Source organism: Marinobacter sp. L-80 (genome assembly GCF_056859395.1).
On record NZ_JBSXOI010000061.1, the window covers coordinates 43,646 to 69,300 of the forward strand.

Consider the following 25,655-nt stretch of genomic DNA (forward strand, 5'->3'; position numbering starts at 1 on the left):
CGACAGGCTCCTGCCGGGTTAGCGGATGATGCCGCGGTGAGCTCCACGCAGGGAGTCAATGAGGGGACGTATTTCTGCAACATCGGAGTAGGACTTCTCAAGCTCTTCGACGGCCTGTTCGGTTGTCAGCCCCTGGCGATAGATCACCTTGTAGGCGCGGCGTAAAGCCAGCAAGACATCCTTGCTGAAACCACGGCGCTTAAGGCCTTCCACGTTCATGCCGTGTGGCTGGGCGGACTGACCGCTCGCCATCACATAAGCCGGAATGTCCTTGAGTACGATGCTGCCACCAGCCGCCATGCTGTGGGGACCAATATGACAGAACTGGTGCACCATGGTACCACCGCCCAGAATCGCGAAATCGCCGACCGAAACATGGCCCGCCAGGGTGGCACAATTGGCCAGAATGGTGTTGTCACCGACGATACAGTCATGAGCGACATGCACGTACGCCATCAAAAGATTGCCACTGCCGATACGGGTTTCACCCCGGTCCTGGACCGTGCCCCGATGAACCGTGCAATTCTCGCGAATCACGTTGTTGTCGCCAATCACCAGTGTGGTTGGCTCGCCCGCGTATTTCTTGTCCTGGCATTCCTCGCCGATACTGGAGAACTGGAAAATACGGTTATTCCGGCCGATAACCGTCGGCCCCTTGACCACCACGTGGGACAGGATCTCGGTACCCTCGCCGATTTCCACATCAGGGCCAATGTAGCTCCAGGGCCCGACAGTAACGTTGTCCCCGAGCCTGGCTGACGGGTCTACAATCGCCTGAGGATGGACACCCGACCAGTCATTTGTCGCCATCAAACTTCTCTCTCAGCGGTCAGAATCTCTGCCACGCAGACGACTTCACCGTCGACCAGGGCGCGACACTCGAATTTGTAAATACCCCGTTTACCGGAGATGAGTTCCGACTCCATACACAGTTGGTCCCCTGGTAAAACCGGGCGTTTGAACCGGGCCTTGCTGGATCCGGCGAGGTATTGTACCACGCCGTCAGAAGGTTTCCGGCCCACAGTCACAAAACCGAGAATGCCGGACAGCTGAGCCATGGCTTCGATGATCAACACCCCCGGCATGATCGGGTTGTTCGGGAAGTGGCCCTGGAAGAACGACTCGTTAAACGAAATATTCTTGTAGCCCTTGATCGATTTTCCCTTTTCGACCTCCGTGACCCGATCCACCAGCAGAAACGGGTATCGGTGCGGCAGGTATTCCAGAATTTCGTCGATGTTCATCATGTTGATCGGCCTCAGCCCTCTAATTTCTTTTCCAGTTCTTTTACCCGTCTTGCCAGCGCATCCAGCTGCCGGAAGCGGACAGCATTCTTGCGCCACTGACGGTTGCTATCGGCGCTGGTGCCGGATGAATAGACCCCGGGCTCACGAATGTCGCCCGTTACCAGGGTCATACCTGTCAGATGAACCTGATCAGCAATCTCCAGATGACCAGCCACACCCGAGGCGCCGCCGAATACACAGTGCCGTCCAATGCGGGTACTGCCGGCAATGCCGACCATCGCCGCCATGGCGCTGTGATCGCCGATGCGAACGTTATGGGCAATCTGGATGAGGTTGTCGAGTTTCACCCCATCACCGATGACGGTGTCGTCGAGAGCGCCACGATCAATGGTGGTGTTGGCACCCACTTCCACATCACTCCCCAGAACAACCCGACCGAGCTGTGCGATCCGGTGCCATACACCCTTCTCATTAGCGAAACCAAAACCGTCGGAGCCAATAACGGCGCCACTGAGGATGTGACAACGCTCGCCAATGACCACATCGTGAGCCAGAGTCACCCGTGGCCGGATTAAAGTCCGGGCCCCGACCCTGGCGCGGGCGCCAATAACCGAGCCGGCTCCCACGACGACTTTCTCGCCAATGTCAGCCCCTGCTTCCACCACCACATTAGGACCGATACAGGCATCGTCAGCGATGCTGGCCGACGGATCGACCACAGCAGTCGCGTGAACGCCGGGCAAAGCAACAGGCGCGAGATCAAACCAGTGGCTCAGCTGAGCATAGCCGAGGTAGGGATTGTCCAGTAACAGGACGTTGGTCGGAGCATCCTTCGCCGAGGCCGGCGAAGCAATAACCGCCGAAGCACGTGTATCCGCCAGATACTTGCCATAGGAAGGGTTAGCGAGAAAACTGATCTGGCCGGGCACGGCGGCCTGCAACGTCGCCAGCCCCGATACCCTGATATCAGGATCACCGCGCAGCTCCGCACCCAGGGCATTGGCAATATCCCCCAGGCGATAGGACCTTTCTGTCATTGCGTGCTCCCAAGCAACGATCAGGGCACCGGGGTGCCCGTCACAGATTAACGGTTCAGTTTTTCAAGAAGCTGAGAGGTCAGGTTCATTTCAGGCTTCACATAGACAACAGCTTCGCTGGGCAGGATCAGATCGAGATTGTTCTCTTCAAGAAGCTCCTTGACCGCCGCGTCCACCTCGGGACGGGCCTGCTCCAGAAATGCCTGCTTACGCTGATTCACCGTTGAATCGAGCCGTTGCTTCAGGAAGTTGAACTCTTTTACCTTTTCCTGGAACTCACCGGCCAGTTTGTTGCGCTCGCTCTCGTTCATCATGGCACCGTCTTTCTCCAGGCGCTCCTGGAGCTTGCGGGCCTCTTCCTGAGCTTCGCGCACCCGGGCCTCATCGCCCGCAAAATCCTTCTGGAGGGATTCGCTGAAGGTCTTGGCATCGTCTGAAGAGAACAGTGCCTGACGCAGGTCCACCACACCAATTCGGGTTTCAGCCATGGCCGGGACTGAAAACGCCATAACCATGGCGGCGAATATCAACATGAATCGGGACATTAGTTTTCTCCTGATTTTCATCCGTAGGTTGTTATTATCCATGCGCTAGAAGGTCTGGCCCAGCGAGAACTGGAATACCTGGGTGTCATCACCCGGCTTGTCGTTCAGCGGCTTCGCCAGACTGAAGGCCAGCGGGCCAACAGCGGTAATCCACTGGAAGCCAATACCGGCGGACATTCTGATTTCGCTCAGTTCCGGATCGAAACCGCGCGCAGTGTCGAACACCTGACCTGCGTCCAGGAAAAACGCCGTTCTCATGGAGCGGGTATCACCGGCAAAGGGCGTGGGGAATATCAGCTCAACACCACCTTCAGTGAGCAGGTTACCGCCGAACGGATCCGGGTCTGAGAGGTCGTTGACATTGTTCGTAGCAAGGCGACCCAAGGAGTTGGCCCGGTACCCCCGAACCGATCCGTAGCCCCCTGTATAGAAGTGCTCGTAAAACGGCATCTGGGTCCGATCTCCGTAACCATCACCATAACCGATCTCTGAACGCGCCCGTAAGATCCAGCGATTATCGTCAGTCACCGGATAGTAGAAATCGGTCTTGTGTGTCACCTTGTAAAAGGTCAGATCGCTGCCCGGCACTGCTACGTCAAGCGACAACGACTGGCTATGGCCATCACTGGGCAGAACACCCCGGTTGAGAGTACTGCGGCGCCAGCTGCCGAAGAGGAAGAAGTTATTGAACGAATCCCCTTCCTCATCAATGAACTGAATGACCTCCTGTGAGGTGAACAGGCCTTCCTTAAGATTGGACTGGGTAAACCCGGCCCCGAAGTTCAAACGGGTGATATTGTCCGTGGGATAACCGAAGGTGATACGGCCGCCATATTCGTCCAGCAGGAAGGCGGAGATATCCTCTTCCTCATAATCGGTTTGCCGGGCAAAAAGACTGTAGCCACGGCTTACGCCGTCAACCGTGTAGTAAGGGTCCAGGTAGGAAACGTTTGCGCTTTTGACATAATCACTCACATTGACACCGAAAGAGACGCGCTTCCCGGTACCGAAAAAATTGTTCTCGGACACGTTGGCGCCAAGAATCACACCGGATTGCTGCGAGAAGCCGACGGAAGCGGAAAGGCTGCCTGTCGGTTGTTCTTCAACGGAGTAGTTCACATCGACCAGATCATCCGTGCCTGGCACCGGAACCGTCTCAACGTTCACCGTCTGGAAGAAGCCGAGACGCTCCAGCTTGGTCTTGGAAAACTCGATACGATCCGAAGAAGCCACGCCCCCTTCCATCTGGGTCATTTCCTGGCGGAGAACGTCGTCACGAGTCGATACGTTACCCTCGAAATTGATGCGTCGCACATAGGCCCGCTTGCCCGGTTCAACAAAGAAGGTGACGGCAGCTGTGTTGTTTTCTCCCGGCTCGGGGACGGCATTGACGCTGGCGAAGGCGTAGCCCTCGCGTCCGAGCCGGAATGCCAGGGCTTCGGATATGGCTGTCATGTGGGAGCGGGAGAACACGTCGCCCTCCGTAACCGGAATCAGCGAGCGCAACTCTTCCTCGCCCACAATCAGCTCTCCACGCAGGTTTATCTCCGAGATGGTGTACTGGGGCCCCTCATTCAGAGCAATGGCGATGAAGACCTTTTGCTTGTCCGGAGAGATGGAAACCTGACTGGACTCGACATTGAAATCCAGGTAACCGCGGTCAAGATAGAACGACCGCAGCGATTCAAGGTCGCCACTCAGGCGCTCTCTCGCGTACTTGTCCGAGTTTGTAATTGAGTTCCACCAGCTCGTGGTCTGCAGCTCGAACAGCTCTTGCAGTTCTTCGTCACTGAAGTCCTTGTTGCCGATCAGGTTGATATAGTGGATCGCAGCGACCGACCCCTCATTGATATCCAGGCGAATCGCAACGCGGTTTCTGGGCAGCTCCTCGGCCGTTGCCTTTACCCGGGCGTTGTAGCGCCCCTGGGCAATGTAAGAGCGCAGAATTTCCAGTTCCAGACGTTCAAGAGTCGCACGCCGGAATACCTGGCCTTCCTGAAGCCCGGCGCCAGCGAGGGCATCCATCAACATCTCGGTTTCAATGTTCTTGTTGCCCTCAATCTCGATATCGCTGATGGAGGGTCGTTCACGAACCGTCAGGATAAGCACACCGGCATCCCGGCTGGCCTCAATGTCGGTGAAAAGACCGGTCCGGAACAGCGACTTGATCGCATCAGCCAGCTCGGTCTCGTCCACCTGCTCGCCAATATTGACAGGGAACGCGGAAAAAACAGTACCCGCAGATACCCTCTGCAGGCCTTCCACCTCAATATCCGCAACAGTGAACTGATCAGCAAATGCTGGCTTCAGGCCGGACACGGCTACAGCGAGGCCAACGGCTACACCTAGAAGAGAACGTCTCATTCAAATATTTCGCCTGGTTAATGCGCGTAAGGAGCTCGCAATTCTCACAACCGCATCAGGTCGTTGTAAAGAGCAAACACCATTAATGTGAGGATCATTGCCATACCAATTCGTAATCCAAACGCCTGAGCCTGCTCGGAAAGCGGCTTCCCACGGAGAGCTTCGATGGTGTAGTAAACGATATGACCACCATCTAGCACCGGCACAGGCAGAAGGTTCAGAATGCCCAGGCTCACGCTCAGATAGGCAAGAAAACGCACGAAGTCTTCGAACCCGGAACTGACACTGGCTTCAGCAACCCGGGCAATGGTAATTGGTCCACTGAGGTTGGTGGGTGACAACAGGCCGGTGACCATCTTCTTGATGGCCACCAGTGTCAAGCGGGTATCCGCCCAGGTTTCGCTGAGGGCGACCGGAACGGCGGCGAATGGGCCGTAGCTGACATCACGCAGCACCTCTTCTGGCCATGAGATAGCTTCCACACCGGCACCGACAAAACCGATTGACTCACCACTTTCCTGAGTCTTCGCTTCCGGTGTCACGCTGACGGATTGTTCCGCACCATTACGCTCGATGGTTACCTGAAGTGTCTGCTCCGGGGCATTGCGAATAAACTCGACCAGCTCAAACCAGCTACTGATCGGCTCGCCGCCCACGGCCACAATGCGATCCCCGGGCTGCAGGCCGGCAGCCTGAGCGCGGCCACCATCGGAAATCTGCCCCAATACCGGTGGAACAGCCGGGCGCCATGGCGTAATGCCGAACTCGGCTAACGGATTGGGAGTATCGTCACTCAGGCCCCAACCGGAAAGCTCACCGCTGACTGTACCGCGGGCGCCATCTTCCGATACCTCCATGGAAATCAGACCGTGCTCGCCGGTCCGCTCCAGAATGCGCATATTCACATCGCGCCACGAACTGACGCGATGGCCATCCACAGCGTGAATCTCCATACCCTCCTGAAGACCTACCCGCTCGGCCACACTCTCGTCAGCGATCTGCCCGACAATGGGTGCAACATGGGTAACGCCAACCACACTCAGCAGCCAGTAAGCAAAAATGGCGAACAGGAAGTTGGCCACGGGACCGGCCGCCGCAATGGCAATACGCTGGCTCGGAGGCTTGGAGGTAAAGGCCTGATCTCTCAGCTCCTCAGGAACTGGCCCTTCCCGCTCATCCAGCATTTTTACATAGCCGCCCAGAGGAATGGCGGCGACGGCAAACTCGGTCCCATGCTTGTCGTACCAGGAAAACATCGGTTTCCCGAAACCCACGGAAAAGCGAAGTACTTTTACGCCACAACGCCGGGCAACCCAGAAATGACCGTATTCGTGAAGGGTCACCAGGATGCCCAGGGTAAGCGCAAGTGCGAGGACGGTTTCAATAATCTGCATAGCGTTCCTGATTGAATGGCTTCAGCCGGGCAGCATTCTGCTGCGACTATCAGACAGTTAACAGACCTATCTGTTCCCGTGCACAAGCCCGTGCTTCTTTGTCCTTGGCGAAGATAACGTCAAAGTTGTCGGCGGGCTCAACGGCGGTCACAGCGAGCGTTCGCTCTATGATAACGGGGATATCCGAAAAACACAGGCTACCCTCAAGAAAAGCGGCAACAGCCACTTCATTGGCGGCATTAAGAACCGCCGGGGCAGTGCCGCCCGCCTCAAACGCTTCGGCAGCCAGGCGCAGGCAGGGGAAACGCACCAGATCTGGCCGCTCAAAGTGAAAGCGGCCGATCGCGAACAGGTCCAGAGGCGGGGCACCAGCGTCAATACGCTCCGGCCAGGCCAGGCCGTTGGCAATCGGTGTTCTCATATCGGGACTGCCAAGCTGGGCCAGAACGGAGCCATCGGCATATTCAACCATCGAGTGGATAATACTCTCAGGGTGGACATGCACCTCAACTTTCTGGGGCGTGGTGTTGAACAGCCAGCAGGCTTCAATGAGCTCGAGGCCCTTGTTCATCAGGGTGGCCGAGTCCACGGAAATCTTCTGCCCCATGGACCAATTCGGATGGGCACAGGCCTGGGCGGGCGTTACCGATCGAAGATCCTCGGCAGAATGTTCCCTGAACGGGCCCCCGGAGGCTGTCAGAAGTATACGAGTGATGCCGGCACCGGCAGGGTCCCGGACCTTGTCGGCCGGCATGCACTGGAAAATCGCGTTGTGCTCAGAGTCGATCGGCAGCAATTCTGCCCCCGCTTCGGCCACGGCATCCATAAACAGTTTGCCGGACATCACAAGCGCTTCTTTGTTGGCAAGCAACACCCGCTTTCCCGCCCGCACCGCCGACAGTGTTGGCGAAAGACCCGCTGCCCCGACGATAGCCGCCATCACAGTATCAACACCGGGGGTGGAGGCCACCTCGCACAACCCTTCCAGCCCGCCAAGCACGCGAGTTTCAGGCAGGTCTGCCAGCAATTTTGAGAGGACATCGGCCGCTTCAGGGTCAGCCATGACCGCCACTTTCGGACGGAATTCACGGCAGAGGACCGCGAGCTCTTCCGCACGGGTACTGGCCGTGAGCGCATAGACCGAGAAGCGGTCAGGGTGGCGCCGAACAACGTCCAGGGTACTGAGACCGATGGAGCCGGTCGCCCCGAGAACACTGATAGAGCGGGTTACCATAGTCACCAGTGCCCGGTTGTCAGCCAACCAAGTTGGGTAATAATCAATGCAAATACCGGAATGGCCGCCGTCAGGCTGTCGATCCGGTCCATGATGCCACCGTGACCGGGTAACAGCTGACTACTGTCCTTGATGCCACGGTGCCTTTTGAGCATGCTTTCCAGCAGATCGCCCAACACTGAAACAAGACCCGTGGCGAGGCTGGCAACAATTAGCAGCGAGGTCTGAACCGTCCCCGCCGAAGCCAGCCAGCTGACAACCAGGGCAAAAACCCCGACGGCCATCAGGCCGCCCCAAACGCCCGCCCATGATTTGCCAGGACTGACACGGGGCGCCAACTTTGCTTTACCAAACGCCCGACCGGCGAAGTAAGCACCGATATCGGCAACCCACACCACACAGAATACGTAGAGGATGAGCAGCAGGTTGTTGGTACTGTCACCAAACTGGAAACCGCCGGTTCGCAGGTGATTAAGGCCCACCCACGCCGGCACCAGAACGAACAGCCCCATGACGGCTCTTGCGGGGAGACTGCCCCATTTTTCGGAGCCGCCGGGATAACTGCGAACCAGAAGAAAGCACACGCCCCACCAGAGCAACGATAACCAGAGGACTGCCACAAACGGAACGTTCAGCAGACCGTAGAGAAGGATAGCGGTGGCCAGTGCGTAGCCAACCCGACCGGCAGGACTCTCAATACCGGACATATTCGCCCACTCCCAGGCGCCCAGGGTAATGATGGCGCCGGTAAAGAGCGCAAAACCCAGGGGCGGGAGGAAAAAGATCCCGCCAATGGCGATAGGAGCGAGGATCAGTGCGGTGATAATTCGGGTTTTTAACACGGTTGACGTCGCTATCGTTCGTTATTGTTGTACAGCCTTGGCCGCTATCTGATCATCCGTCTGGCCAAAGCGACGCTGTCGGCCGGCATAGGCCTGCAGGGCCTTGAGCATCTCTTCCTGCTGGAAGTCAGGCCAATACACCGGTGAAAAGTAAAGCTCTGTGTAAGCCAGGTGCCAAAGCATGAAATTGCTGATTCTTTGCTCGCCTGCGGTACGAATCATCAGGTCCGGCATTGGCAGGTCACCGATGCTGAGGTGCTGCTGAATCAGGTCATCGGTGATGTCAGAGGGTGCCAACTGCCCGGAACGGACCTGCTCGGCCACCTTGCGTGTGGCCTGCGTGATATCCCAGTGACCACCATAGTTGGCGGCAATTACCAGGGTCATCCGGGAGTTATTGCGGGTCAGCTCTTCAGCCGCCGCCATGTGTTCACGCAGTGAAGCGCTGAACGCTGACCGATCACCGATAATGCGCAGGCGGATATCGTTCCGGTGAAGTTTGCGAACCTCGCGCTCAAGGGCGAACAGGAACAGCTTCATGAGCGCGGACACTTCGTCCTTGGGCCGGCGCCAGTTCTCGCTGGAAAAGGCAAACAGCGTGAGCACTTCCACGCCTTCACGGGCACAGGTTTCCACCACTGCCCTGACCGCATCGACACCGGCCTTGTGCCCAGCCACTCCCTTGAGCCGACGGGCCTTGGCCCATCGATTGTTCCCGTCCATGATGATGGCCACATGCCGGGGCCGACTGTCTGCCGACACCGGAATCTCTGCGGATACAGTTCCCGTCATGAAATCCCCTGTGCGGCCGGAGCGCCTCGGTGCTTCGGCCTTTCAATTCGCTTGCAAGTAGGTCCGGACGGTTAAACCGCCATCAGGTCTTCTTCTTTGGCCTTGAGCATCTTCTCGACTTCTGCAATGTAGCGGTCGGTCAGCTTCTGGATATCGTCCTCGCCCTTGCGCTCGTCGTCTTCGGTGATTTCCTTTTCCTTGAGCAGATCCTTGATCATGCTGTTCGCGTCGCGACGCGCATTACGGATGGAAACACGACCGTGCTCGGCGTCTGCTTTTGCCTGCTTAACCATTTCCTTACGGGTTTCTTCTGTCAGCATGGGCATCGGGATACGGATGATATCGCCGCTGGTCGCCGGGTTCAGGCCAAGGTCTGATGCCATGATAGCTTTCTCGATGGTCGGCATCAGGTTTTTCTCCCAGGGAGAGACCGTCAGCGTGCGGTTATCCTCGACGTTGACGCTAGCCACCTGCTTCAGCGGCGTCTCCTGGCCGTAGTAGTTCACCATGACACTATCCAGGATAGAGGGGTGGGCACGGCCGGTGCGGATCTTGTTGAACGCGGAGTTAAGGGACTCCAGGCTCTTTTTCATTTTCTTTTCGGCTTCTGCTTTGATGTCGTTGATCACTTCAGCATCCTCAATTCGTTCGTCATGTCATTCTGTAATCTGGCGCCACGATCCTGTGGGGCCGGGACAGCGATTCATTCGATCAGTGTACCTTCTTTCTCGCCAGTTACGATGCGAGTAAGGGCGCCGGCACGGTTCATATCGAACACCCGCAGCGGCATGCCGTGGTCACGGGCGAGACAGATGGCTGTCAAATCCATCACACCCAGTTTCTTGTCCAGAACCTCATCATAGGTGAGGTAGTCGTATTTCTCTGCACTGCTGTCGAGGTGCGGATCCGCTGAGTATACGCCATCCACTTTCGTCGCCTTCAGCACCGCGTCGGCCTCGATCTCAATGCCACGCAGACATGCAGCGGAATCGGTCGTGAAGAAAGGGTTACCGGTACCGGCGCAGAAGATCACGACATCGCCATCCTTCAGATCCCGTACCGCGCGACGGCGGTCGTAATGCTCCACGATGCCGCTCATGGGGATCGCGGACATCACACGGGTCCGGATGTTCGAACGTTCCAGGGCATCACGCATGGCCAGACCGTTCATCACGGTGGCCAGCATGCCCATATGATCACCGGTAACCCGATCCATGCCGGCCGCATTCAGGGCTGCGCCACGGAACAGATTGCCGCCGCCAATCACCAGGCCAACCTGCACGCCGATGCCAATCAGCGCACCGATTTCCAGTGCCATGCGGTCAAGAACTTTGGGATCAATACCGAAATCGTGCTCTCCCATCAGGGCCTCGCCACTGAGTTTGAGCAGAACACGCTTGTATCTGGGCTGGGTTTTCGATGATGTCGGCATGATGATCCCCTTGTCGTCTGTTGGCTGCTATCCGGCGTGGTACCCTTTGCAGGCTTGTATCTGACATACTCCTCATAAAAAGGGGTATCTCAGATACAAGCCCGCCACGAGAGCCGGGAATTCCCGGCTAACGTGGCAGACTCAGGTGATACAGTGGCTCAAAGCCCGCTGCATCGAACGAAGGATCAGGCCTTGCCTGTGCCGGCTGCAGCAGCAACCTCGGCAGCAAAGTCCACTTCTTCCTTCTCAATGCCTTCACCCACTTCCAGGCGAACGAAGCCAACCAGCTCGCCGCCGTTGGACTTGATCAGCTCGCCCACGGTCTGGTCCGGGTTCTTGACGAAAGGCTGCTCAACAAGGCTGTTCTCCTTGAGGAACTTCTTGATGCGGCCACCCATCATCTTTTCGACGATCTCGGCAGGCTTGCCTTCCATATCCGGCTGGGCCTTGATCACATCCTTCTCTCTTTCGAGTTCTTCAGCCGGCATATCTTCCGGCTTGCCGACACGCGGGTTAACGGCAGCTGCGTGCATGGCGATGTCACGGGCAACTTCAGGATCACCGGCAGTCAGGGCGACAACCGAAGCGATCTTGTTGTTGCTGTGAACGTATCCACCAACAACCGGGCCTTCAACCTTGACGACACGACGAACAGTAATGTTCTCGCCGATTTTCTGAACCAGCGCTTCACGCTTGGATTCCAGATCGCCTTCCATCAGCTTGGCTACGTCGGTTTCGCCATTTTCAAACGCAACGTTCAGCACGTCGTTGGCAAAGTTCAGGAAGTTGTCATCGCGAGCAACAAAGTCGGTCTCGGAGTTCACTTCCAGAATAAAGGCAACGGTGTTGTCGTCAGAGATCTTGATCAGTGAAGCGCCTTCAGCGGCGGTACGGCCGGCTTTCTTGGCAGCTTTCAGACCGGATGACTTGCGCAGCTCTTCGATCGCAGCGTCAACGCTGCCTTCGGCTTCAACAAGTGCCTTCTTGCATTCCATCATGCCAAGGCCGGTACGCTCACGCAGCTCTTTGACCATTGCAGCGGTAATTGCAGCCATGTTCAATCCTCTCAACTGTTCCGAATTCGGTGGGGCGGTGTGCCTCGGAAAACACCAGGCACACCTTACATCTAAACCGTGAAGGTAAAACGTTACTCAGCGGCTGGAGCAGCGCCTTCAGCGTCTTCGCTGACTTCAACAAACTCGTCAGCACCGGCACCAGCAGACTGGGCTGCTTCCATGCAGGTATCAGCAACGGCTTTCACGTAAATCTGGATCGCACGGATAGCGTCATCGTTGCCCGGGATCACGTAATCGACACCGTCGGGATCACTGTTGGTATCAACAACACCGATGACAGGAATACCAAGCTTGTTGGCTTCCTTGATGGCGATACGCTCGTGGTCAACGTCAATCACGAACATCGCGTCCGGCAGGCCGCCCATGTCCTTGATACCACCAATGGAGCGCTCAAGGCGGTCCATTTCACGGGTACGATCCAGTGCTTCTTTCTTGGTCAGCTTGTCAAAAGTACCGTCCTGACTCTGGGTTTCCAGGTCACGGTAGCGACGGATAGACTGACGGATGGTCTTGTAGTTGGTCAGCATGCCACCGAGCCAGCGGTGGTTAACGAACGGCTGACCGGCACGCTCGGCTTCTTCCTTGATGATCTTGGCCGCGGCACGCTTGGTACCAACGAACAGGATCTTGTTCTTGTTCTCTGCCAGCTGCTGAACAAATTTCAGCGCGTCGTTCATGGCAGGAACAGTCTGCTCAAGGTTGATGATATGAATCTTGTTACGGGCGCCGAAGATGAACTTCGACATTTTCGGGTTCCAGTAGCGGGTCTGGTGACCGAAGTGAGCACCTGCCTTCAGCAGGTCACGCATATTTACCTGAGCCATGATAGTTACCTTTTTAGCTTCGGGTTAGTCCTCCACGTATCCGATTACCCCAACCTGACTCCTTTAAAAGCAGGACCAGGCACCCTGGGATAACGTGCCGACACGTGTGTGAATTTGCTGGATTCGTTTCCAGCGGGCGCGTTTATACCATATTCGGCCCGACAAACGCCATTATTTTTGACGGCGAGCTTCCTTGTACCCGGGCAGCAGGCCCCTTAAAATGCCGGTTTGGCACAAACAACGGGAAACCCAATGCAGGTATCGATCAAGACACCGGAAGAAATTGAAAAGATGCGCGTCGCTGGCCGCCTGGCGGCCGAAGTGCTCGAGATGATTGGCGATCACGTCAAGCCCGGCGTTTCCACCGAAGAGCTCGACCGGATTTGCCACGACTATATTGTAAACGAGCAAAAGTGCATTCCGGCACCACTCAACTACAAGGGGTTTCCGAAGTCCATCTGCACGTCGGTCAACCACGTTATCTGCCACGGCATTCCGTCTGAGAAGAAAATCCTCAAAGATGGAGACATCCTTAATATCGATGTCACCGTAATAAAGGATGGCTACCACGGCGACACCAGCAAGATGTGGATTGTCGGCAAGCCGAAACCTGGCACCGAGCGGCTGATCCAGATTACACAGGAGTGCCTCTATAAAGGTATTGAACTGGTCAAGCCGGGAACCCGTCTGGGCGATATCGGGCATGTGATTCAGCAGCACGCCGAGAAACACCGCTATTCCGTGGTTCGAGATTACTGTGGCCATGGCATCGGCGCAGTATTCCACGAGGAGCCTCAGGTAATGCATTACGGCAAACCCGGCACCGGTCTGGAGCTGCAGGAAGGTATGACGTTTACCATTGAGCCAATGATCAACCAGGGCAAGTACCAGACCAAGCTTCTGCCGGATGGCTGGACCGTCGTTACCAAGGATCACAAACTCTCTGCACAATGGGAGCACACCATCCTTGTGACGGCGGACGGTCATGAGGTCTTGACCAAGCGAAAGGAAGAGTCCTTCTAAGTGGACCAAAGCGAGCTGGAATCCCGCATCAGTAATGACCCATCTCCGGTTACGGCGGCCCGGGAGCTGTTAAAGGGCAGGTATGACGCCGATGCCGAGGCCTTTCGACAAGGCGCCGATGTGCGCGCCCTTGTCCGCTCCCGGGCTGACACGGTCGATACAGTTCTCAGATTGATCTGGAACCGCTACCCCTTTTCCGATTCACCGGACATTGCCCTGATCGCCGTCGGCGGCTATGGACGGGGTGAGCTGCACCCGCATTCGGACATCGACCTGCTCATTCTCACCCGTGCCGGCATCGAAGACAGTTGGCACGAAGACCTGGGCGCGTTCGTTACCCTGCTGTGGGATCTCAGGCTGGATATCGGCCACAGTGTTCGCAGCATCGAGGAAAGCAAGACAGCCGCCCGCGAAGATATCACCATACTGACCAACCTGCTGGAAACGCGCACGATTGCCGGCCCGGATGAACTCCGGTCAGATCTGAGCGAGCAAGTCTATTCCGATGATGTCAGCACCGACCGCGACTACTTTATTGCGAAGCGTGAGGAGCAGCAGCAACGGCATCAGAAATACGGCGATACCGAATACAACCTCGAACCAAACGTGAAGGGTTCCCCGGGCGCCTTGCGGGACATACAGACGATCGGCTGGATTACCAAGCGACATTTCGGACTGCAGAACATCGCTGACCTGACCCGCTTCAGCATTCTTACCGAGGAAGAGCATCAGATTCTGTTCCAGGGTGAAACCTTCCTCTGGCAACTGCGATACGGCCTGCAGCTGCTCGCTGACCGGAATGAAAACCGGCTGCTGTTCGATCATCAGCGAGCCCTGGCCCAGATGCTCGGCTATAGAGATGAAGGTAAGCGGCTCGGCGTCGAATTGATGATGCAGGCCTACTATCGCACCGTCCTGGCCCTCGCCGAACTGGCGGATGTGATTCTGCAGTATTACGACGAAGCGATTCTGGGTAGCCCATCGGAAGACGCCATCCAGCCCATCAACAAACGTTTCCAGATTCGTAACTACTATATTGAAGCGGTCAACAACCAGGTCTTCGCCTACGCGCCCTATGCCATCATGGAAATCTTCGTTCTGATGGCTCAGCACCCTGAGATAAAGGGCATCCGGGCCACGACGATCCGCTCGCTTCGGGCCCACCGGCATTTGATCGATGATGCGTTCCGATCTGATCTGGCAGTGACTACCCTGTTCATGGAGCTGCTCAGAACGCCCCATGCCCTGGATCAGACGCTGTCTGCCATGAAGAAGTACAACGTGCTCGGGCGCTATCTCCCGGAGTTTGGCCAGATCATTGGCCAGATGCAGCACGACCTTTTCCACATTTACACCGTGGATGCCCACACCATGCGGGTCATCCGCAACATGGTAAGGCTTGGCAGCGCGGAAGCCCGAACCGAGTATCCGCTGGCATCCCGCCTGATTCACCGGCTGCCGAAACTGGAAACCCTCTATATTGCCGGCATTTACCATGATGTGGCCAAAGGCCGGGGTGGCGATCACTCGGAACTGGGTGCCATCGATGCCGAAGCCTTCTGCCAGCGGCATCACCTGAGCGAACGGGACACCCAGCTGATTTCCTGGCTGGTGGAAAACCACCTGCTGATGTCCATGACAGCCCAGCGCAAAGACATCTCCGACCCGGACATTATCCACGGATTTGCCAGGGCAGTGCCGAGCCAGGCGCACCTGGATTACCTGTACGTTCTAACCGTATGCGACATCAGCGCTACCAATCCCAAGCTATGGAACACGTGGCGGGCCTCGCTGTTGCGCCAACTCTATATCGAGGCCAAACGGGCTTTGCGTCGGGGCACTGAAACGCCCATCGACCGACAGGAATGGGTTCGCGCTACCCAGTCGGAAGCCCGGGAAATCCTGCATGCCCAGAACATGACTGATGAACAGATCGACGCCATCTGGGACACCGTGGACGAAGACTATTTCCTCCAGGACTCGACCGTGGACATCGCCTGGCAGACTGCTGCCATCATCAGACACGGCGACAATACGGACCCGCTGGTGCTGATTCGAGACACGCGGGGCGGCCCGACGGACGGCTACTCCCAGATCATTATCTACATGAAGGACCGGGTTGCCCTGTTCGCTGCGACAACGGCGGTCCTCGAACAGCTGAACCTGAACATCGTGGACGCGCGCATCAGCTCAAGCGAGGGGCCCTACTCGATCAGTTCCTATGTGGTACTTGATGAGAAGGGACAGCCTCTGGGCATCGACCCTGCGAGAAAAGAACGGGTGCGTTTGCGCCTGATCGAAGAACTGGACGACCCGGATGACTATCCGGACATCATCCACCGGCGCACGCCACGCCAGCTCAAGCATTTCGCTTTCCCGACGGAAGTGACGTTCTCGAATGACACCATCAACCAGCGCACCGTAATGGAAGTGATCACGCCCGACCGCCCGGGGCTTCTGGCCCGCATCGGCCAGGTGCTGCTGGAGCACCGGGTACGCCTGAGCAACGCCAAGATTGCCACCCTGGGCGAGCGCGTGGAGGACGTTTTCTTCGTGACGGACGAACACGGCGAGCCCATCCGGGAGCCGGCGGTATGCCAGGCCCTGCAGCAAGATCTCTGTAAAATGCTGGACGACATTCAATGAATCCGAACCTCGACAGACTTCACCCCTACCCTTTTGAAAAGCTTGCCAAACTAAAGGCAGGCATCAGCGTGCCCGATCATCTCCGGCCGATTTCCCTGGGGATTGGAGAGCCGAAGCACCCGTCGCCCGATTTCGTCAAACAGGTCATTGCGAACAATCTGGACAAGCTTGCCAATTACCCCACCACCCGGGGTACGGATGAACTCCGCGAGGCCATCAGTGGCTGGGCAACCCGCCGATTCAATCTGAAGGCCGGCAGCCTCAGCGCGGCGAACAACATCGTGCCGGTAAACGGCACACGTGAAGCCATCTTTTCCCTGGTTCAGGCTGTCGTGGATGCCACCAAGCCTGCCACCGTAGTCAGCCCCAATCCGTTTTATCAGGTTTACGAGGGAGCCGCCCTCCTTGCAGGCGCGACGCCCGTATACCTCCCCTGCGATGGCTCAAATGGCTTCATTCCCGATTTTGATTCAGTGCCCGAATCCATCTGGCAAGAATGCCAGATACTGTTTCTGTGCTCCCCGGGCAATCCCAGTGGTGCTGTTATCTCCCGGGAGGCGCTGACCAGGGTGATAGCCCTGGCCGACAAACACGACTTTATCGTTGCTTCCGACGAATGCTACTCCGAACTCTATCCGGAGGAAGGCAACGCGCCGGAAGGCCTCCTGCAAACCTGCGCCGCCATTGGCCGGGATGACTACGCCCGCTGCGTGGTGTTCCACAGCCTGTCCAAACGCAGCAACCTGCCCGGCCTGCGATCGGGTTTCGTAGCCGGGGATGCCAGCATTCTTGACGGCTACCTGAAGTACCGCACCTATCACGGCTGCGCCATGCCCATCCACAATCAGCTGGCGAGCATCGCCGCCTGGAGCGACGAAGACCACGTTCGGGAGAATCGTGCAGCGTACCGCGCCAAATTTGAGGCAGTGGTCCCCATCCTCCGGGAAGTTATGGATGTTGATTTTCCGGATGCCGGGTTTTACCTGTGGCCGATAACTCCGATGGACGATGAAACGTTTGCCCGGGAGCTCTCGGCACAACAGAACGTGCACGTGTTGCCTGGGCGATATCTTTCCCGAACCGTGGATGGCCATAATCCCGGAGAAAACCGTGTCCGGATGGCCCTGGTCGCCCCGCTGGAAGAGTGCGTAGAGGCAGCGGAACGCATTGTTGAATTTGTTAAGGCGAACAAGCCATGAAACTGTACGGCATCAAAAACTGCGACACCGTAAAGAAGGCCCGGAAGTGGCTGGACGAACAAGGTATCGACTACGAATTCCACGACTTCAAGAAGGATGGCCTGCAGAGTGATTTGCTGTTCCGCTGGGAACACGCGGTCGGATGGGAAACCCTGCTGAACCGCCGTGGCACCACCTGGCGCAAACTTCCGGAGGACGTTCGTGATACCATTGACGCCCAAAGCGCTCACGAGATCATGCTGGAGAACCCATCCATTATTAAGCGTCCCGTTGTCGAAAACGGCGGTGATGTGCGCGTAGGTTTCAGTGCAGACGAATGGTCCGCATGGCTGGCCTGAATCTCGGGCAAACCAGATCCAAACTTTAATTTCAGGGGTCTTCAGGCATTGCCCTGGCCCCACATTCATAACAGGAGCAACCATCAGATGAGCTTTGCATTCGGTATCGGTATCGGCACCCAGAACAACCAGGGCGAGTGGCTGGAAGTGTTTTACCAGCAGCCGGTCATGACACCCGATAACACCCTGATGGACGTCATCTCCAACGCCCTTGATTACAAGGGTGGTAACCAGGCGATCAGCGCGACCGCCGAGCAGCTCAGCCAGCTCGCCAACGCCTTGCGTCAGATCGGCCAGACAGGCCAGGCATCACTGGCGGACAAAGCAGCCGCCAGCAAGCGCCCGGTGGTTGTCACAGTACTCGAAACAGATGACACCGCGTCCAGCACCCCGGAGGTTTACCTCAAGCTTCACCTGATTTCTCATCGCATGGCCAAACCTCACGGATTGAAGCTGGACGGCATTTTTGGCCTGCTGCCGAATCTGGCATGGACCAGCGAAGGCGCGATCGATCTGAACGAACTGTCCGACCGCCAGCTTCAGGCTCGCCTGGAAGGCCGCACACTGGAAGTCAAATCCGTGGATAAATTCCCGCAGATGACCGATTACGTGGTACCGAAAGGTGTCCGCATTGCCGATACCGCCCGGGTTCGCCTTGGCGCCTATGTGGGTGAAGGCACCACGGTCATGCACGAAGGGTTTATCAACTTCAACGCCGGCACCGAAGGCACCAGCATGATCGAGGGCCGTATTTCCGCCGGCGTCATGGTTGGCAAGGGGTCTGATCTGGGCGGTGGATGCTCCACCATGGGCACCCTTTCCGGTGGAGGCAACATCATCATTGCCGTTGGCGAGAACTGCCTGATCGGCGCCAACGCCGGTATCGGCATCCCGCTGGGCGACCGTTGCAAGGTCGAGGCCGGGCTGTACATCACAGCCGGCACCAAGGTTGCGCTGCTCGACGACAACAACGAGCTGGTTGAGGTGATCAAGGCCCGCGATCTGGCCAACCAGACAGACCTGCTTTTCCGCCGTAACAGCCAGACTGGCGCGGTGGAGTGCAAAACCAACAAGTCTGCCATCGAGCTGAATGAAGAGCTGCATGCAAACAACTGATTCCCCGACCCTCGAACTTGCCGTTGATCTGATCCGCCGGCAGTCTGTCACGCCAGACGATGCCGGCTGTCAGGAACTGATGATGTCGCGCCTTGCGCCTCTGGGCTTCACCGGCGAGAACCTGCGCTTTGGCGATACCGATAACCTCTGGGCCCGAAAGGGCTCCGAGGGGCCGGTGCTGGCCTTTGCCGGCCATACCGATGTGGTACCAACCGGGCCGGAAAAGAACTGGTCGCACCCACCCTTTGATCCCGTGATCAGGGATGGCTACCTCCTCGGCCGTGGCGCCGCGGACATGAAGGGCAGCCTGGCAGCCTTCGTAACCGCATGCGAGCGCTTCGTTGCAAGCTACCCGGACCATCGGGGTTCCATAGCCCTGCTGATTACCAGTGACGAAGAGGGGCCAGCCCAACACGGTACGGTCAAAGTGGTGGAAACTCTCGAAGCCAGGAACGAAAAGATCGACTGGTGTCTGATTGGCGAGCCGTCCAGCACCCGAGAAGTGGGTGATGTGATCAAGAATGGTCGACGGGGCTCTCTGCATGGTTACCTGACCGTGCATGGGGTTCAGGGCCACGTAGCCTATCCGCACCTGGCCGAGAACCCGGTTCACCTGGTTGCGCCTGCCCTGGATGCGCTGGCAAAGGAGTTCTGGGATAACGGCAACGACTTCTTCCCGCCAACCACCTTCCAGATCACCAAGCTGGAGGCCGGTACGGGCAGCAACATTATTCCCGGTGAATGCCTGGTGCACTTCAACTTCCGCTACTGCACGGAAAACACTGCAGAAAGTCTGGAGGAACGGGTGGTAGCCATCCTGGACCGCCACAACCTGAAATACGATCTGCAGTGGCACCTCAGTGGCCGTCCGTTCCTGACGGACAAGGGCGCACTCGTGTCTGCCAGCCAGAGCGCCATTCGCACGGTGACAGGCCGGGAAACCGAACTTTCAACCTCCGGCGGCACATCGGATGGCCGCTTCATTGCGCCTACCGGCGCGCAGGTGGTCGAACTTGGCCCCATCAATGCGACTATTCACAAAGTGGATGAGTGCGTAAAGGCCGACGATTTGAATACCCTGTCTGAAATCTACGAACAGATTCTGATCGAACTGCTGGCATAAAAGCGGGAACCGGAATCCAACGAAAAGGGATCAGATGAAACCTTCATCTGATCCCTTTTTTAATGCGCCATTATCAATAATGAGGGGGAGGTGTTTCGTCCTGCTCTGACTTGATATTGGACGGTGAAACATCTTTCAACTGTTTGTGCAGCAGCCGTTTGGCCTCCCACAATTCCCGGATGTCCATTTCCTGCCTGGCCACCTGCTCACTCAGGGTATTGATAACGTCGTCCTGAAAGGCCAGCCGTGTCTCCAGCTCATCCAGTCGGGTTTCCAGATCGTTCTGGCTCATTGGGTATTGGCACTCCCTGGGTGGATCTATCAAGAATGTGATCGATGACACTGCTTACCCCGTTGCTTGGTCAGCGCTCGGGATAATCTGGTATCATGCCGCTTTTGCCCGTCAGCGCTCCCGTTTTCCGGGGAACTGGCGGTTTTCACCGGCCGGATGTGCGATTTTACCCGATATCCGGTTTTTATCGTTAGCGTTACAAGAATGGAGAAATTTCAGTCAATGCGTAATCCATCCAAAGCGATCCTTTTTGCTCTCCTGATCGCCATCCCCGCACCGCTGGTGCTTGCCCTGTTGCTGTCTTTTACACCAGAGCCTCTTCGCCTGATCGCTGCAGGTCAGCTTATTGAGGCCCTCGGTAGCACTCGTGGCATCGCAGCCTACATTATTACGCTGATCGTTTTCGGCATTGCGGGCTTCCTGGCCATTGCGCTTTCAGTCAAGAAACCGGCCGAAAAGCAAAGCCCATCCCGGCCGAGCAACCGTGCCCCCAGCCAGAACCACAATGATGACGATGATGATGGCTATGACGAAAGCAGCCCTGAGGGTGATGAAGAAGGCACCGTAAAGTGGTTCAACGTCAAGAAAGGCTTCGGCTTTATCGTGCGTGACAGCGGTGACGAGGTATTTGTTCACTTCCGGGCGATTCGTGGCCGTGGGCGCCGGGTCCTGCGACAGGGTCAACTGGTCCGCTTCAATGTTGTGGAGGCAGACAAAGGCCTTCAGGCCGACAACGTATCCATCCTGAGCGATTGAATCGCCCACTGAAAACAAAGAGGCAGCCCAAGGGCTGCCTCTTTCAGTTCCAGACGACCTGTTGCTCGCCCCGGTGGTCCAGACGCCACCATTTCTCATCCTCTACCGGCTCGCCCTCTTTCCAGTCTCCCGGACTGCAGCGAATCTCGGTATCCATGGCACGCCAGGCACTGCGCGCGCAGTCAAGGTCACTGTTCCAGGGCACCCTTGGCCCCTCGATGACCACTGAGGTGAAACGTTTGCCAAATGCCCCCGGATAAAGCGATATCCGCAGTCTCTCGCCCTCGAAGCGGGCAAAGCCCTTGATCACGCCTGTTACCTCAACGTCATCCAGTTCCAGTTCTTCAAGGTGGTTCTCAAGCCACCCGGAAACCGCCCCCGGCTCCAGATCACGAATGTAAATTTCCAGATCCTGCACCCGCTGAATCTCCATCCTGATTATTGCAATGCCGCACATAGTGAACCGGCCCGGGCCGCGCTGCAACCCAGCGTTCCAGTTCCTGACGCAAATCTTCAGTGCATAGCTGCCGGAGCTTGCCGGCTGCCTTGCGTTCATGCCAGGCAACCTCTGCGGCCACGCGATAGAGCTGAATTTCACCCAGCGAAGCCTCGATGTCGTCGAGCGGCTCTTTCCGCGCCAGGGCAACCAGGGACTGACGCCTCAGAGTATCAGCCTGTCCAGCCAGGGCCACCGCCTCGGCCGGGCCTCTGCGGGCAACGAGGTTCAGCCGGGCGGCCGCCCGTTCCAGCCACTGCAGCATTCCGCCCGGCGTGCTCACGCACCGGCTCCGGCGAGAAGCAGCAAACCGGATCGCCGACCGAGGCACCTGCACATTCCACTGCTTCTCGATGGCGGCCTGGTGGGCTGTCAGAATGGCCTGACGCTGAACCACGCTTGAAACCGGCATATCAAAGGTGTCGAGGGTGCGGCCCAGACGATGCTGCAGCGCCAGGGCGGCACTGCTTTCGCGAGGCTCTTCAGGCCCCAGCAGAAGTATTGGACCTGCCCATTGAAGTACCAGCGCTGACGCCAGCCCATCAGGAAGATCCATCAGCGCAATCAGGTCCGCTGGCGAGATATTGTCCAGTACCAGTACCGGCCAGCGTGGCCCTTCCTCTCCCGGACCGCCCTCCGATGAAAGCGCCGGAAGAACCGGAAGATCACTGGCCATGATCTCCGCTTCACGCCTGAGATCCAACTCAACGTAATCCTGCTCCAGTACCGGAAGCAGCGATTGCAGCCAGGCGGTCTTGCCCGCTCCACGCTCGCCACGCACCCAGATCATGGCTGACGGCGACGCCGCCAGACCGATCGCGACATCCTCAGCCAGCTCAACCCATGCGGAATCCGTCACTACCACGGGCGCTCTCTGGAAGTTATCAATCGGCGCCGGCTCCCGCTCCCCGGACGAATCGGGCCAGCGTGGGACCAACTCAAAAACCGCCACATAGGCTTTTTCCTGCAGCCGCTCCGCGTGGCGAACCAGCGCCCCCAACAGTTGAGACCATCCGAGCCATGGCGAATCGTTGGTTTCCCGGGCCGCCGCGAACCAGTACATCAATTGGGAAGATAATTGCCCTTCGCCGCCCACTTCCGTCACGATCGGTTGTTCGCACTGAATGGTGCGGGTGAGTTCGTCCATATCCACGCCGCAGCCACGCAGAAAGCGGGCTATAGCGGGTGCGGAGTCCAGCAGGGCAAGCAGGTAATCTTCAACGGTAATCACCGAGCCACCACGGCGTTCAACACTTTCCCGGGCTCGTAATAAAGCGGTCTGGCACTGGGGATCCAGGCATCCTTGCCAATCGTCCATCAAACTTCTCCATGTTCTGAATGCATCGTCCTGATGCGAAAGCTATGTTTCAGGTTGTTATTGTATCACGCTCAAGCCCCTTGCGGCGCCCCGCCTGCGGGCTTACCATGTGCCAGTGTTTTCCATGCTGGCCCAGGGTTCCTTCGGTGGCAGCGCCTCGCCTTTCTGCAGAAGCTCAATCGAGATGTTATCCGGCGTGCGGATAAAGGCCATATGGCCGTCACGGGGCGGACGGTTAATCGTTACCCCATTGGCTTTGAGGTGCTCACAAAGGGCATAAATGTCACCCACCCGGTAGGCCAGATGGCCAAAATTACGCCCGCCGGTATACTCTTCCGGATCCCAGTTGTAAGTGAGCTCGATCATCGGCGCCCGGTCTTCACGGGCACGGGCTTCGTCTTCCGGTGCAGCCAGAAACACCAGGGTGAATCGGCCTTTGTCGCTGCTCTTGCGATTGATCTCAACCATTCCCAGCAGATCGCAAAAGAAATGGAGTGTCTCGTCCAGGTTGCTCACCCGGATCATGGTGTGAAGATATTGCATGAAGCCTCCTTCAGAACTGTATTGATCATCGTGCCTTGCGGACAGTTTACGGTATTCTGGCCATATGGATGCAAAAACAACCCCCTACTCAACTCGACAACTGACCACGCCGGCGATCAGGCACCTTGCCTGGCTATGCCGGGCGCCCCAGCTGCTGCAGTCACCACTGACGTTTGAGCCGGCCAGTTATCTCCCTGACGGTATTACAGAACAACTTCAGGCCTGGGATGAAAAGCCGGAAATAGCGCCTGCGCTGCTCAGAGAGACACCCCAGAAGCGGCTCGGCTTCTATTTCGAGCAGCTTTACCGCGTATTACTGGAAGACCTTCTGGGCTGGGATGTTCTGCTTCAAAATCGACAAATCCAGTCCCACGGCCGAACCATGGGCGAGCTGGATTTCGTGGTGCATAATCGGTCAGAAGATCGAATCGAGCACCACGAAATTGCCATCAAATACTATCTGGGAGTTCCGGAGCAAAGCGGGAGAACTCTGTGGTATGGCCCGAATGCCAAAGACCGGCTCGATCTGAAAACAGACCGGATGCTGCGCATGCAAAGCCAGAGAACCGCGTTGCCCGAGGCCCGGGCGTTGCTGGCAGACGCTGGAATCGCAGAGCCTGTCATTCCCCGGATTTTCATGCCGGGGTACCTGTTTTACCCGGCAGGAACACAGGTGATCGCTCCTGAGTCCGTGCCAGCCAGTCACCTGCGCGGCCAGTGGCGCTATCTCTCACAGATTGAGACATCGGACCTCCCCGGCTGGGTGGTATTGAACAAACCCCACTGGATCGGCCCGTGGCGTCAAAGCGAGCCACCGGCCCCCAATGCAGTAACTGCTGCATTGAACACCATCGAGCGCTACAACATCCCGCTCCTGTTCGCGAAACTCGAGGAGGACTCCATCAGCGGCCTCTGGCAGGAAACCAACCGCTTTTTCGTGGTGCCGGACAGCTGGCCATAGCCGTCTTTCAGTTATCAATAAGGTCGGTTGCCCACTGAGGCAAGACCTCCTGACAGGTACGCCACTGCCCCGCCTCCCAGACCGCAATGCGCACGTAGGGTTGATCGAGACTGGAGTTATCAACGAGGTGCAGTTCGTCCGCCAGCCCGATACATTCGCGAAGATTGGCAAGGGTCCTTGGAATTCTGGACTCAACCTTGGCCTCGGGCACATGATGGCCGCCGGATCTTACCCGGGAAGCCACCCGAGCCTTGTTCAACGCAGCGAATTCGAGGTGGAAATAAAACAGCCGAATGCGAAATCCGGCAGCCTTGGCAGCCCCGACAAAATCCACCTTCGAGGAATGAGAAAAGACAGTTTCGAAACAGAAACTCTGGCGCTCCTTAAGCAGTCGGAACCGTTCCTGTTCAGCAATCAGCGCCGCCTCATAACTGTGTTTCTCGGGCGCGTCAGGCCACACACTGCGGGCGATGTTATCGGCATTCACCAGAGGAATCTTCCGGCGGGCCAGGAACCGCTCATAGAATGTGGTCTTGCCGGCACCGTTGCCGCCAACCAGCAGCCAGAGTTCAGGCTGCGTTGTCACGGTCACTCAGTGCTTCAAAACGCCCGTTGCGAAACTGACCGACTTCCCGAGTGCCATCCGGATAAATCGCCTCCAGATAGCCGGGCTTTTCTCCAGACGCCTGATACACCGTACGACCTCTGGCAATCGAGCGCCCCAGATTACCGCTTTCCCGGGCCTGATCTACTTCAGCCCAGAGGTCATCACTGGAAACAGACTCAGCCACCACCGGTTCAACCCGCACCTGGCGGATACCCTGCAGAATAGCAATCAGATCTTCCGCACTCACGTCCCCGGCAACGGCACGGCCTATCTCGGCCCAGTACTCAATCTGCTTGGGTGTCGAACGCCGATGAACCGCGCCCTCTGCGGCGGCGTGGCGGACCAGAGTGTCGTCGAGACGGACAGCGGTTGTCATGGTGGCCTCCTGAGGTATTGCTTAACGCTTGTAACAGGCTACCACATGCGTTGCATTATGCAACAATTGAGGTT

General features: G+C 57.4%; 27 protein-coding genes. 8 read left to right on the forward strand and 19 right to left on the reverse strand.

Annotation, left to right across the window (positions count from 1 at the left end):
• Positions 1-18: 18 nt before the first annotated feature.
• The 13 genes from lpxA to rpsB form a co-directional block, all read right to left on the reverse strand.
• Positions 19-810, reverse strand: coding sequence for an acyl-ACP--UDP-N-acetylglucosamine O-acyltransferase (gene lpxA / locus AC13E3_RS08970; protein ID WP_008170364.1), 792 nt, complete (start codon positions 808-810; stop codon positions 19-21).
• The gene (gene fabZ / locus AC13E3_RS08975) at positions 810-1,247 is read right to left on the reverse strand and encodes a 3-hydroxyacyl-ACP dehydratase FabZ (protein ID WP_008170365.1); all 438 of its coding nucleotides are present in this window, start codon (positions 1,245-1,247) and stop codon (positions 810-812) included. The genes lpxA and fabZ overlap by 1 nt, the downstream gene beginning before the upstream one ends.
• Before the next feature lie 11 nt (positions 1,248-1,258).
• Positions 1,259-2,284, reverse strand: a complete 1,026-nt coding sequence (gene lpxD / locus AC13E3_RS08980) for a UDP-3-O-(3-hydroxymyristoyl)glucosamine N-acyltransferase (protein ID WP_092031645.1) — start codon at positions 2,282-2,284, stop codon at positions 1,259-1,261.
• A gap of 47 nt (positions 2,285-2,331) precedes the next feature.
• Complete coding sequence (locus tag AC13E3_RS08985; RefSeq protein ID WP_273084745.1) at positions 2,332-2,829, reverse strand: OmpH/Skp family outer membrane protein; 498 nt, start codon at positions 2,827-2,829, stop codon at positions 2,332-2,334.
• A 45-nt stretch (positions 2,830-2,874) separates the two neighbouring features.
• A complete protein-coding gene (gene bamA / locus AC13E3_RS08990) occupies positions 2,875-5,193 on the reverse strand; it encodes an outer membrane protein assembly factor BamA (protein ID WP_482901927.1) in 2,319 nt (772 codons plus the stop codon).
• Between the two features lie 44 nt (positions 5,194-5,237).
• A complete protein-coding gene (rseP, locus tag AC13E3_RS08995) occupies positions 5,238-6,587 on the reverse strand; it encodes an RIP metalloprotease RseP (RefSeq protein ID WP_008170369.1) in 1,350 nt (449 codons plus the stop codon).
• A gap of 49 nt (positions 6,588-6,636) precedes the next feature.
• Positions 6,637-7,821 carry a 1-deoxy-D-xylulose-5-phosphate reductoisomerase gene (gene ispC, locus AC13E3_RS09000; protein ID WP_008170370.1) on the reverse strand — a complete coding sequence of 395 codons (1,185 nt, stop codon included), beginning with the start codon at positions 7,819-7,821 and terminating at the stop codon, positions 6,637-6,639.
• Positions 7,822-7,823: 2 nt separating this feature from the next.
• Positions 7,824-8,663, reverse strand: a complete 840-nt coding sequence (locus tag AC13E3_RS09005; protein ID WP_008170372.1) for a phosphatidate cytidylyltransferase — start codon at positions 8,661-8,663, stop codon at positions 7,824-7,826.
• Positions 8,664-8,684: 21 nt separating this feature from the next.
• Positions 8,685-9,455, reverse strand: a complete 771-nt coding sequence (gene uppS, locus AC13E3_RS09010) for a polyprenyl diphosphate synthase (protein ID WP_053114835.1) — start codon at positions 9,453-9,455, stop codon at positions 8,685-8,687.
• A 71-nt stretch (positions 9,456-9,526) separates the two neighbouring features.
• Positions 9,527-10,084 (reverse strand): ribosome recycling factor, encoded by a 558-nt coding sequence (gene frr / locus AC13E3_RS09015; protein ID WP_008170376.1) that lies wholly within the window; start codon positions 10,082-10,084, stop codon positions 9,527-9,529.
• Between the two features lie 74 nt (positions 10,085-10,158).
• On the reverse strand, positions 10,159-10,887 hold the full coding sequence (pyrH, locus tag AC13E3_RS09020; RefSeq protein WP_008170379.1) for a UMP kinase: 729 nt from the start codon (positions 10,885-10,887) through the stop codon (positions 10,159-10,161).
• Between the two features lie 185 nt (positions 10,888-11,072).
• On the reverse strand, positions 11,073-11,942 hold the full coding sequence (tsf, locus tag AC13E3_RS09025) for a translation elongation factor Ts (RefSeq protein ID WP_008170381.1): 870 nt from the start codon (positions 11,940-11,942) through the stop codon (positions 11,073-11,075).
• Between the two features lie 92 nt (positions 11,943-12,034).
• On the reverse strand, positions 12,035-12,787 hold the full coding sequence (gene rpsB / locus AC13E3_RS09030) for a 30S ribosomal protein S2 (protein WP_008170383.1): 753 nt from the start codon (positions 12,785-12,787) through the stop codon (positions 12,035-12,037).
• 252 nt (positions 12,788-13,039) lie between these two features.
• Between rpsB and map the strand changes: the two genes are divergently transcribed.
• The 6 genes from map to dapE all read left to right on the forward strand — a co-directional run bounded on the left by map (position 13,040) and on the right by dapE (position 20,232).
• A complete protein-coding gene (map, locus tag AC13E3_RS09035; protein ID WP_008170385.1) occupies positions 13,040-13,810 on the forward strand; it encodes a type I methionyl aminopeptidase in 771 nt (256 codons plus the stop codon).
• A complete protein-coding gene (locus tag AC13E3_RS09040) occupies positions 13,811-16,456 on the forward strand; it encodes a [protein-PII] uridylyltransferase (protein ID WP_008170387.1) in 2,646 nt (881 codons plus the stop codon).
• The gene (gene dapC, locus AC13E3_RS09045; RefSeq protein WP_008170389.1) at positions 16,453-17,655 is read left to right on the forward strand and encodes a succinyldiaminopimelate transaminase; all 1,203 of its coding nucleotides are present in this window, start codon (positions 16,453-16,455) and stop codon (positions 17,653-17,655) included. The genes AC13E3_RS09040 and dapC overlap by 4 nt, the downstream gene beginning before the upstream one ends.
• On the forward strand, positions 17,652-17,993 hold the full coding sequence (locus AC13E3_RS09050; protein ID WP_008170391.1) for an ArsC family reductase: 342 nt from the start codon (positions 17,652-17,654) through the stop codon (positions 17,991-17,993). Before dapC ends, AC13E3_RS09050 begins: the two co-directional genes overlap by 4 nt.
• 87 nt (positions 17,994-18,080) lie before the next feature.
• Positions 18,081-19,109, forward strand: coding sequence for a 2,3,4,5-tetrahydropyridine-2,6-dicarboxylate N-succinyltransferase (gene dapD / locus AC13E3_RS09055; protein ID WP_008170392.1), 1,029 nt, complete (start codon positions 18,081-18,083; stop codon positions 19,107-19,109).
• Positions 19,096-20,232, forward strand: a complete 1,137-nt coding sequence (gene dapE / locus AC13E3_RS09060) for a succinyl-diaminopimelate desuccinylase (protein ID WP_273070265.1) — start codon at positions 19,096-19,098, stop codon at positions 20,230-20,232. The genes dapD and dapE overlap by 14 nt, the downstream gene beginning before the upstream one ends.
• Before the next feature lie 73 nt (positions 20,233-20,305).
• Here the strand turns inward: dapE and AC13E3_RS09065 are convergent, their stop codons facing one another.
• Positions 20,306-20,524 carry a SlyX family protein gene (locus AC13E3_RS09065; protein WP_064227410.1) on the reverse strand — a complete coding sequence of 73 codons (219 nt, stop codon included), beginning with the start codon at positions 20,522-20,524 and terminating at the stop codon, positions 20,306-20,308.
• Positions 20,525-20,746: 222 nt separating this feature from the next.
• Between AC13E3_RS09065 and AC13E3_RS09070 the strand changes: the two genes are divergently transcribed.
• A complete protein-coding gene (locus tag AC13E3_RS09070; RefSeq protein ID WP_104270317.1) occupies positions 20,747-21,280 on the forward strand; it encodes a cold-shock protein in 534 nt (177 codons plus the stop codon).
• A gap of 43 nt (positions 21,281-21,323) precedes the next feature.
• Here AC13E3_RS09070 and AC13E3_RS09075 read toward each other — a convergent pair whose 3' ends face one another.
• The 3 genes from AC13E3_RS09075 to AC13E3_RS09085 all read right to left on the reverse strand — a co-directional run bounded on the left by AC13E3_RS09075 (position 21,324) and on the right by AC13E3_RS09085 (position 23,637).
• On the reverse strand, positions 21,324-21,698 hold the full coding sequence (locus AC13E3_RS09075; protein ID WP_008170400.1) for a hypothetical protein: 375 nt from the start codon (positions 21,696-21,698) through the stop codon (positions 21,324-21,326).
• A complete protein-coding gene (locus tag AC13E3_RS09080) occupies positions 21,670-23,094 on the reverse strand; it encodes a hypothetical protein (protein WP_273070268.1) in 1,425 nt (474 codons plus the stop codon). The genes AC13E3_RS09075 and AC13E3_RS09080 overlap by 29 nt, the downstream gene beginning before the upstream one ends.
• Before the next feature lie 102 nt (positions 23,095-23,196).
• A complete protein-coding gene (locus tag AC13E3_RS09085) occupies positions 23,197-23,637 on the reverse strand; it encodes a VOC family protein (RefSeq protein ID WP_008170405.1) in 441 nt (146 codons plus the stop codon).
• A gap of 64 nt (positions 23,638-23,701) precedes the next feature.
• Here AC13E3_RS09085 and AC13E3_RS09090 point away from each other — a divergent pair, with 64 nt between their 5' ends.
• Positions 23,702-24,598, forward strand: coding sequence for a DUF1853 family protein (locus AC13E3_RS09090; RefSeq protein WP_008170407.1), 897 nt, complete (start codon positions 23,702-23,704; stop codon positions 24,596-24,598).
• A gap of 7 nt (positions 24,599-24,605) precedes the next feature.
• On the opposite strand, the gene AC13E3_RS09095 is transcribed toward AC13E3_RS09090, so the two are convergent.
• On the reverse strand, positions 24,606-25,184 hold the full coding sequence (locus tag AC13E3_RS09095; protein ID WP_008170409.1) for an ATPase: 579 nt from the start codon (positions 25,182-25,184) through the stop codon (positions 24,606-24,608).
• On the reverse strand, positions 25,168-25,581 hold the full coding sequence (locus AC13E3_RS09100; RefSeq protein ID WP_008170411.1) for a TA system antitoxin ParD family protein: 414 nt from the start codon (positions 25,579-25,581) through the stop codon (positions 25,168-25,170). Before AC13E3_RS09100 ends, AC13E3_RS09095 begins: the two co-directional genes overlap by 17 nt.
• Between the last annotated feature and the right edge of the window lie 74 nt (positions 25,582-25,655).